The 8,633-nt window shown below is 62.8% G+C and carries 9 protein-coding genes; 4 read left to right on the top strand and 5 right to left on the bottom strand.

The window, feature by feature from the left end; all coding sequences use genetic code 11:
• Positions 1–547, top strand: a 547-nt coding sequence (locus AC5Y2S_RS28145; RefSeq protein WP_499959837.1) for an aldose epimerase family protein, incomplete at its 5' end; no start/stop codon positions are given.
• Here AC5Y2S_RS28145 and AC5Y2S_RS28140 read toward each other — a convergent pair.
• Positions 548–1,033 carry a pyridoxamine 5'-phosphate oxidase family protein gene (locus AC5Y2S_RS28140; protein ID WP_499959836.1) on the bottom strand — a complete coding sequence of 162 codons (486 nt, stop codon included), beginning with the start codon at positions 1,031–1,033 and terminating at the stop codon, positions 548–550.
• Between the two features lie 167 nt (positions 1,034–1,200).
• On the opposite strand from AC5Y2S_RS28140, the gene AC5Y2S_RS28135 reads away from it, so the two are divergent.
• A complete protein-coding gene (locus tag AC5Y2S_RS28135) occupies positions 1,201–2,514 on the top strand; it encodes a cytochrome P450 (RefSeq protein WP_499959835.1) in 1,314 nt (437 codons plus the stop codon).
• Positions 2,515–2,536: 22 nt separating this feature from the next.
• Here AC5Y2S_RS28135 and AC5Y2S_RS28130 read toward each other — a convergent pair whose 3' ends face one another.
• The 4 genes from AC5Y2S_RS28130 to AC5Y2S_RS28115 form a co-directional block, all read right to left on the bottom strand.
• Positions 2,537–2,878, bottom strand: a complete 342-nt coding sequence (locus AC5Y2S_RS28130) for an RNA polymerase-binding protein RbpA (RefSeq protein WP_499959833.1) — start codon at positions 2,876–2,878, stop codon at positions 2,537–2,539.
• Positions 2,871–3,047, bottom strand: a complete 177-nt coding sequence (locus AC5Y2S_RS28125) for a hypothetical protein (RefSeq protein WP_499959832.1) — start codon at positions 3,045–3,047, stop codon at positions 2,871–2,873. Before AC5Y2S_RS28125 ends, AC5Y2S_RS28130 begins: the two co-directional genes overlap by 8 nt.
• A gap of 241 nt (positions 3,048–3,288) precedes the next feature.
• On the bottom strand, positions 3,289–4,515 hold the full coding sequence (locus AC5Y2S_RS28120) for a fatty acid desaturase family protein (RefSeq protein ID WP_499959831.1): 1,227 nt from the start codon (positions 4,513–4,515) through the stop codon (positions 3,289–3,291).
• A 422-nt stretch (positions 4,516–4,937) separates the two neighbouring features.
• Positions 4,938–5,840, bottom strand: a complete 903-nt coding sequence (locus AC5Y2S_RS28115) for an alpha/beta fold hydrolase (protein ID WP_499959830.1) — start codon at positions 5,838–5,840, stop codon at positions 4,938–4,940.
• A 397-nt stretch (positions 5,841–6,237) separates the two neighbouring features.
• Here AC5Y2S_RS28115 and AC5Y2S_RS28110 point away from each other — a divergent pair, with 397 nt between their 5' ends.
• Positions 6,238–6,828, top strand: a complete 591-nt coding sequence (locus tag AC5Y2S_RS28110) for a lasso peptide biosynthesis protein (RefSeq protein WP_499959829.1) — start codon at positions 6,238–6,240, stop codon at positions 6,826–6,828.
• The gene (locus AC5Y2S_RS28105) at positions 6,825–8,414 is read left to right on the top strand and encodes a hypothetical protein (protein WP_499959828.1); all 1,590 of its coding nucleotides are present in this window, start codon (positions 6,825–6,827) and stop codon (positions 8,412–8,414) included. Before AC5Y2S_RS28110 ends, AC5Y2S_RS28105 begins: the two co-directional genes overlap by 4 nt.
• Positions 8,415–8,633: the final 219 nt, after the last annotated feature.

The raw sequence follows: 8,633 nt of genomic DNA, 5'->3' as shown, positions 1-8,633 counted from the left end.
GACCGTGATCAACCTGACCAATCACAGCTACTTCAACCTGGCCGGCGAGGACACGCTCGACGTCTACGACCAGAAGGTCACCATCCATGCCGACCACTACCTTCCGACCGACCCCACGCAAATCCCGACCGGGCAGCTCGCCCCGGTGCAGGACACACCGTTCGACTTCACCTCACCGACCGCGATCGGCGCGCGTATCACCGCGAATGACCCGCAGCTGTTGCTCGCCCACGGCTACGACCACAACTGGGTGATCAACCGCGGCAACAACACCGGGCTGGTCGAGGCGGCCAGGGCCCAAGACCCCAAGTCGGGGCGCACCCTGACGGTCTCCACCACCGAGCCCGGCGTGCAGTTCTACACGTCCAACTTCCTCGACGGGGCGCTCACGGGCACCAGCGGGCACAGCTACCGGCAGGGCGCCGGATTCACGATGGAGACCCAGCACTACCCCGATTCGCCGAATCACCCGACCTTCCCGACCACCACGCTCAACCCGGGCCAGACCTACGATTCGACAACCGTTTTTGCGTTCGGCGTCCGGTGACTACCCATCGTTGACGAGGTTCGCAAGGAACGCGGGTAGCCGCCCGGCACCGAAGTCATAAAACCGCGCCCAGCGCGGCTCGATCGAGATGCGCACCATCTCCGGATACGTCGACCGCACGTTGCGTTCGAAGTCGGCGAGCTGCGCTTCGTCCATCGACTTCCTCGCCGCGGCGAGGTACTCGTCGGTGACGCCGTCGACGGTTTGCAGTGTGGCAAGGCCACGCACCAACAGCGCCTTGGCCTCTTCCGGGGTGGAGCCGGTGTCGATCGTCAACGCGACTTCCGGACGGGAGGAAAGTGCGCGGACTTTCGGGGAGGTCGGTGCCGTCGAGACCACGATGCGTTCGCCGGTCCAGTAGAACCCGACGGGGATGACTCGCGGGAAGCCGTCGTGGCCGTTGTAGGCGAGCCGCGCCATCGAACCGGCGAGCAATTTCTGGGCGTCGGGGTGGCCGAGCTCCCGAGCCAACTCCTGTTTGTCCATCACACCGGTATAGCTACCCGGTGGGGACGCCGCGGAGTCGCCCGGGGAGAACGAGGCTGAGCGGCCCGCCGCAATTGTGCGATCCCATAGATTCCGGCGCGTTTCTTTGACGCGTATCGCCGCTGGTTGACCGCTAGCCTCATCGGTAGCCGGAGGCAGGGGCGAATATGAATGCCGACATCAAGACCCGGGTGCATTGGCTGCTGGGATATGGACTGCCGCGTTGGACGCTGAAATTGCTCGCGCGTCGGGGCGATCCTTTTTCCCGGCTGTTAATCGAGGGCGGGCCGCCCGACGACGTGTATCGCCTTGTTGAGCAGATACGCCGGCGCGGGCGTGTCTCCGCGGCGGTGGGCGGGTGGGTCACCGCCGACGCGCAGATTGTTCGTGACGTGCTGCGCGACGACAGGTTCCGGACGTCGAAACCGCGGGACCGCTCACCGTTTCCCGTCGTTCAGCGGATGCTGGCGAAAACGAACCCCGGTGTCCTGAATGGGGTGGAACCGCCGTCGCTGCTTGTTGCCGATCCGCCCGAGCATGCGCGGTTGCGTCGCTTGGTGTCGCGCGCGTTTACTCCTAGGGCGATCGAGGGGCTTCGTCAGGGTATTCAGGAGATCGCCGACAACCTGCTCGACGATCTCCAAGCCAACCACCAATGCGATTTGATCGCCGCCTATGCGTCTCAAATCCCTATCGCAGTCATCGTCGAGATGCTGGGCATTCCTCGCGACGAGGCACCACACCTACAAACATTCGCCGAGCCTGGCACCAAAATCCTCAACAGCACGTCCCCTTCCTGGCGCGAGTACCGGACCGCCGTCGAGGCATTGCGCGAGTTCGAAAGCTACCTCGCGGCCCACATCGAGCTTCTCCGTCGGGGCGGCGCCGAGGACAGCATCCTGGCCGCCGTCCTGCACGACGGCGATCTCACCGAGACCGAGGTGAGGATGTTCGCGGGGCTGCTGCTGGGTGCCGGGTTCATCACCACCACCCATGCGTTCGGCAACGCGGTGGTGGCGCTGGTCGGGCACCGCGATCAGCTCGCCCGGCTCCAGGAACATCCGGAGGGCTGGGCGAACGCGGTCGAGGAGGTGCTGCGCTATGACTCCGTCGCACACATCGCGGCCCGGGTGGCCACCGAAACCGTTGAGCTCGACGGGCATACCCTGCAGGACGGCTCGGCGATCTTCCTTTTGATTGGCGGGGCCAATCGCGACCCGGCCGTCTTCGAACGTCCCAACGAATTCGACACCACCCGCGCCAACGCCCGCGAACACATCAGCTTCGGCAGTGGCATCCACAGCTGCCTGGGCGCGTCGCTCGCGCGGATGGAACTGCAGATCGGCCTACAAGCGCTGTTCGAACGCTTCCCCCGGCTGGCCCTCGCCGGCGAGCCGATCCCGAACGACAGCACCCTGCTGCGCGGGATCAAGGAGTTGCCCGTCAACCTCGGGCCCGCGACGGTTGACGTTGCCCGCTGATACCGGCGAACTCGTTCTGAAACTAGCTGCCCCGGCGGCGTGACTTGATGATCTCGAGGCGTTCATTCAGCAGTTCATCGAGTTCCTCGATCGAGCGGCGTTCCCGCAACATGTCCCAGTGGGTACGCGGCACCTTGACCTTCTTGGGTTCGACCAGTTCACCGCCGTCGATCAGGATGCCTTCCATGCCATTGCGGCATAGCCAGGTGACCGGGACCTCGGCGTCGGCGGCAAAGGGCATCTCGTATTCGTCGCCGTTCTCGGTGCGGTATCGCGCGACCTTTCGGGCCGCCAGGTCATGATTGCGGTCGACCTCGTAGCTCAGTGTCCCGAGGCGACTGCCCTTCATAACGCGATCAGCCATCGTTACCACTCCGACGATGTTCCCCTTGATCGGCAGTCGCGCGCATCCGACCAGACAATCCGAGCAGATCGTGCTCGCCCAGACCTTCGGGCAGTGTGTAGGCAAGTTGCCGCAATTCGACGGCATAGTTGCGCAAGTCCTGGCGGAGCCGCGCCTCAACGGTGGGCATGACTTTCTTCCTGTGGAAGGGATTTACTGAGACGTTCCGATTTTCGTGAAGCCGGACTTGAAATCTGATGCCGTCTGGCGACAAATCTGCAATACACCAGGGGGTGCTTTTTCGCGTCTCCCAACCGCGCCCACCACCCTACGCTGGTGACGGGCCTGAGGCGCCGGGGAATCACCGCGGACCACCGGGACTTCACCGGGGCGTCGAAGACGCTGGGACACAAATTCGTCTAATTCCACCGCTAGGCCGACCGGTCCTTGGGCAGAGGTCGATTACTGCGGGTGCGGATTGCCGTCGCCAATCCCCGTCGCCCCATACTTGGTACGTCCGACCGCTTCGCGGCATTCGGGAATCTGCGTTCCGAGGCGGTCTCCGGTGCGTCGTCGGAGGTCGCGGACAGAAACCGGTCCGGAAGTGCCAACTTGCAGATTGTGCGCGCCGTGAGGAGGTACTGGCGAAGCAACGGACCCGTCGTGTAGGGCAGGTCGTAGGTGCCGCACAGAGCGCGCACCCGCTCGGCGATCTCGGGGTATCGATTGCTTGGCAGGTCAGGGTAGAGGTGGTGTTCGATTTGATAACACAGGTTTCCGCTCATGAATGCCAGCACCCTGCCGGCCCGGAAGTTCGCGGTCCCGAGCATCTGTCGGAGGTACCATTCGGGCTTCGTTTCGCTGTCCAGCACGCACGGGGTGAACTTTTCAGCTCCGTCGGCGAAGTGACCGCAGAAGATCACGACACACGCCCAGACATTGCGCAGCCCGTTGGCAACCAGGTTGGCCCCCAGCGTGCGCCACCACCGCCGGCGACTGAGCGCGGGAAACAGCACATAGTCCTTGCCGACCTGCCGAGCGATCTTGCGGAGAAGCGCAGTCTTGTGAGCAGCCTTACTGGTGGGCGTCGTCTCGCGCTCCTGCACTGAATACAGGCCATGCAGGGCGACACCCCACTCGAATAGCAGCGCCAGCAGCACCGCGCGCAACGGCTGCAGCAATGCGCGTGGCCGCCACTCCTCGTCTCGAGTCACCCGCAAGACGCCGAATCCGAGGTCGTCGTCTACGCCGACGACGTTCGCGAAGACGTGGTGCCGGTAATTGTGGGAGTTCTTCCACTGCGACGTGAGACCGGCCATGTCCCACTCCCACGTGCTGGAATGGATTTCCGGGTCGTTCATCCAATCCCATTGGCCGTGGCTGATGTTGTGGCCGAGTTCCATGTTCTCGATGCACTTGGCCGCGGCTAGTGCGCCGGTTCCGACGGCCCAGCCAAGCGGGCCCCTGCTGGTGCCGATGACTAGCCTCGCCGCGACCTCGAGGGCGCGGTGAAAAGCGATGGCGCGCTTGATGTATGCCCGATCGCCGGTGCCGCGTGACGACTCGATATCGCGACGGATCGCCTCCAACGCGGACGCGAGGTCCTCAAGGTCCGTCTCGCTTAGATGGGCGTATTCAGGTACTTCGGTGATGGCCACGGAATCTCAATGAGATCCGGGCATGATGGCGCGCGACGTCCGGTCGACGACGCGCGGCAACGCAAGGTTTACGAACCGCAGCAATGTGGGTCCCGTCCGATCTTTTGGGATGGTGGTTTACGCGCGAGAGGCGAATGCCGGCGCGAGGTCAGGTACGCGGGAAGCTATTCGATCGGGCCGCGATTTTCGTGCGCAGTCGCCAGCACGGCCGCACAACCGCTTCGAGCGCGGTCGTCGCCCTCGTCACGGGAGTCCGGCGGCCCGGCGAGCCGCCCGGAACCACCTGGCCTGATGGACGGCTGTGCCATGTTTGAGCACCTGCCTTGTCGTTAGTTGACCTCCGAGGCTACATGAGCCGCGAGGCTTCTGCGCCTGGCCGCCGGTCCAGAGGTCAACCTCGCCCACCCGAGGCGCTGAGTCGATCAGCCTGCGGCGACGCGGTCGATGTGGGCGAGGAAGTGCCGTAGCACTTCCTCGGGCGCCTCGAGTTGCGGCCAGTGCCCGATGTCGTCGGCGAGCATCACCACGTCGGCGTCGGGGATTACCTCTTCGTAGCGGCGCGCCATGTGGGCACCCGAGTTGGGGTCGACGGGCCCGTCGATCAACCGCATCGGGACCGTGGTCTGGCGCATGGCGCGCACCCACCGGTTGCGGTGCGTGTAGCGATCGTTGATGAACCGGCCGACCTTGTGCAGCACCCGGCGGCCGTCGTTGTAGTCCAGGATCTGGTTGAACACGCTCATCATGTGCGGGGTCGGTTTGGTGTTCGGGCCGAACATCTCGCGCATTGTCGGCTCGAGCAGTCGTCGTGCCAACGGGCTGCCCTGCACAGGGCTGAACAGGTCGCCCAGCGGGGTGCCCGACATCAGTTTCTGGGCCGCCCGGGGCGTGTATGCCTCGATGAACATGCCGCCGTTAAGCCACGTGATCGAGTCGATGCGCCATTGCCCGTACGTCTGTTGGCCGAACTCGTGGCGGGCCAACAGTTCCTGGCCCACGGAATCGCCGATGTCGTGCGCCAGAATGTGGGCGTTGTGGATGTCGAGGTGCCGTAGGAGCGCCTCGTGCATGTCGGCGTGGTCGTGTACCGAGTATTGGTAGTTTGCCGGTTTGGCGGAGAAGCCCATGCCCATCATGTCTGGTGCGATGACGGTGAAGCATTTTGTGAGCGTGGGCCAGATCGGCGCCCAGTCAAAGGAATTGAACGGGTAACCGTGGATGAGCAGCAGCGGAGGCCCGCTGCCCTCGACACGGTAGAAGATGTCGAAGCCGAGGTAGTCGAAGTGCTGGCCCGAGTCCAGCCAGCGTTTCAGTTCAGCATCCATGACAGCCATCATCCTTCCGAGATTAGGTCGGAGAAAATCCTGAGAGCTGACCAAGCGGTCTACTTCATCAGCTTCAAGTATGGATTCCCTGCTGGCATTGCCGCTCACCCGCTGCGTCTTCGCGTCTTCACCGATTGCGATCGAATAGTCATGATTGACAGGGTGCGGCGAGTCTCGCTTAGATATTTGTATCTGGTTGCTCGCACGAAGGGTTTGGCCCGATGAAAATTGTGCGTTTGGTATCTGCGGTTCTCTTTAGAAGCTTTGCCGGCCCGAAGGCCATCCGGGGAGGCGCGGGCGGTCCCTTCATCGACGACAACCCAAATCTTCGGTACAACTGACAACTCCTAGAGTCGAGTCCCGCGTCCGGCAACTGCGCGACAGAGCATCTAGAGCCGTGTCTCAAAATGTGGAGTGGACGCGGTTGCCGCTCGGCTCGAGACGCTGTTTCGTTTATAGTCCACGCTTCGGCCGGACCTACCTTTTGCCGGTCAATCTTGCAGCGAGCCGGGCACTTCCGCCTCTTTTCGGCTTGAAGGCGGGAGGGTTTCGTGACCGCCTCGCCGACCCTGCGGACCGAATTGCGCTAACTGAAGGTGCACCAGGGACCACCAGAGTCGAGTGGCTTTCCAGAACTCTTTACCGCGTTTTCCATCGCCACCGGACTACTTTGTCGATCCGTCGTGTGATCTGGTTGTCACGACATCTGGCTCGGGTTGGCCATAAACATCGTCACTGGGAGATCACGGATATCGGCAACGCGGTCATGGCCGTCGAGAGGGATTTGGGAATTTCAGACTGTTATCCGCGCGCGCTCGTCACGGCTTACCTCTGTATGACCGCCGGTCTGCGCTGTCGTGTAACAGTCGGCATCCTTGCACCCACACCCAACATGCACGCTTGGTGTTCGACGCACGGCACAGTCCCTTATGAACCGCGTCCGGAGCACTGGTTGTACAGCCCCCTTGTCGTGTTCGGTATAGAGTGAAGGCTTCTTCGGGTTCGCCGGCAGGCAAGACATCGACGCTCGTCGAAGGCAACGTTAGCATCTTCCTCAGATCAAGCGTTGCGGTTCGGCGGCATCTGCTCTTCGGTCGCCTCCCCCTCTACTACCTCAGCCTATTTGACGACGAGATCGAGGCTCGCCTAGACGACTTCCTATCGGCGACCGGATCGATGGCCGACGTGCCATTTGCGAATAACCCATTGGCACTCGAACCCACCGATTCAGTCGTGGTGGCCGCGCCTGACGGAACAATCTACGTGTGGCGCGGAGGGGCGGCCAATTTTCCTCTGTATTGGACACTCGAGAACGATTCGGTTGCCCTGAGCCTGACGCTTCCTGTTGATTCGACACGCCGCTTGTCGATTTCCGGACTCCTTGCGTCCGTCGCGACCGTCGCACTTTCCAATCAAACCGAACCGAACCTTTCACCCAAGACGCCAATGGCCGGATGGTTTCGCTGCCGCCGAGGAGCCATCACCCATCTCTCGGCGACTCGGGGTCGCCTGTCTGAGAGCGCTGTGGATTTGGCGGCCGCAGATACCGCCAAAGTCGAATACGACGAGCTCGTCGGTGCGCTGCGGGCAGCAGCGACTGCTTTCGGTCACCGCCAGGCCATTCGATCGCGAGCGCTGATCGAGCTTTCCGGCGGTCTCGACAGCACCGTTGCCGCGCTCGCCGCGTCGAGCCACGGAGTCGGCCTAGTGGGTGTCTGCGAGTCCTTTCCCTACTACGAGTTCAGATATGAAGATGGGATCCAGCAAGCTGTCGCAGAGTCGCTACGAATTTCGCGGGTGTGCCTTGATGGCAGAGATTTTTTCGCCTACGCGCCATCTGACTGGCGTCCTCGGCTAGACGAGCCCGCGATAGGCATCGTGCGTCTAAAGCGTGCGCTTGCGGTTGCACGTGCCGCTTCGGATGCCACGATCGATCGGGTTTACGTAGGTCACGGAGGCGATCAGCTCTTTGCCGAGGATCTCCTTGATCGCGAGCTGGATCCGCATCCGTTGGATCCGCGAGCGTTCGTGGGCTCGGCATGGCGCAGGGTCGAGCTCACCCTGCGAGGCGCGCGATCCGACCCGCTCATGAAGCGATCCACGCTCACCTTCTCCTACGATGCTCGCTTCGACGTGACGTTCAAGGAGACCTTCGGCACCACGACGCGCTCGCCTTACACCGATGCGGCTTGGATCCAGTGTGCGCTCGCGTGGGCACGTGTGCGGGCGCGCCGCGGCGGGGTGCGAAAACAGATCTTGTTGGATGCCTTCGGCGGCCAGATGCCAAGCGCATTGACCGAGCGAAAAGGCAAGGTGCCATGGAATGGCGTTACCGCGCGAGCGTATTCAGCGCACCAGTGCGACATCCTCGCCGAGTTCGATCGTGCTCAGTCGGCGCTCGCACACTTGGGTCTGGACGTGCGATGGCTTGCTCGACGGGTTCGGAAGCTGGCCGAATTCTCCTCTGCCACGTTTGATCGGTGCGACCGAGAAGTTATTGCGAGCTACGCACTTGCCCATTGGCTCCAAGGTTGGGGTATCTCGCGCCCAACAGACTGTGCATGGGCCGATTAATACAGGTCCACTCGCCCCCTACGCGGTCGACATCGGGCACCATCTAAGGCGGAGCAACCAAGAACCGCAATCGCCTTCCGGCTTACTCAGATCGCGCATCTCACAGCTATAATCCGTGCCGGCCCGTATTGTGCGATGAGCGTCGCTGCGACCACCGTCGTGGTCCGCCAAAGTGTGCGGCGCAACGCGCACACACTGCGCGGGTTATCGCACAAGCGG

Source organism: Mycobacterium sp. NGS69, from assembly GCF_059812165.1.
Note: the sequence above shows the minus strand (reverse complement) of the source record. Positions and strands in the feature narration are given on the sequence as shown.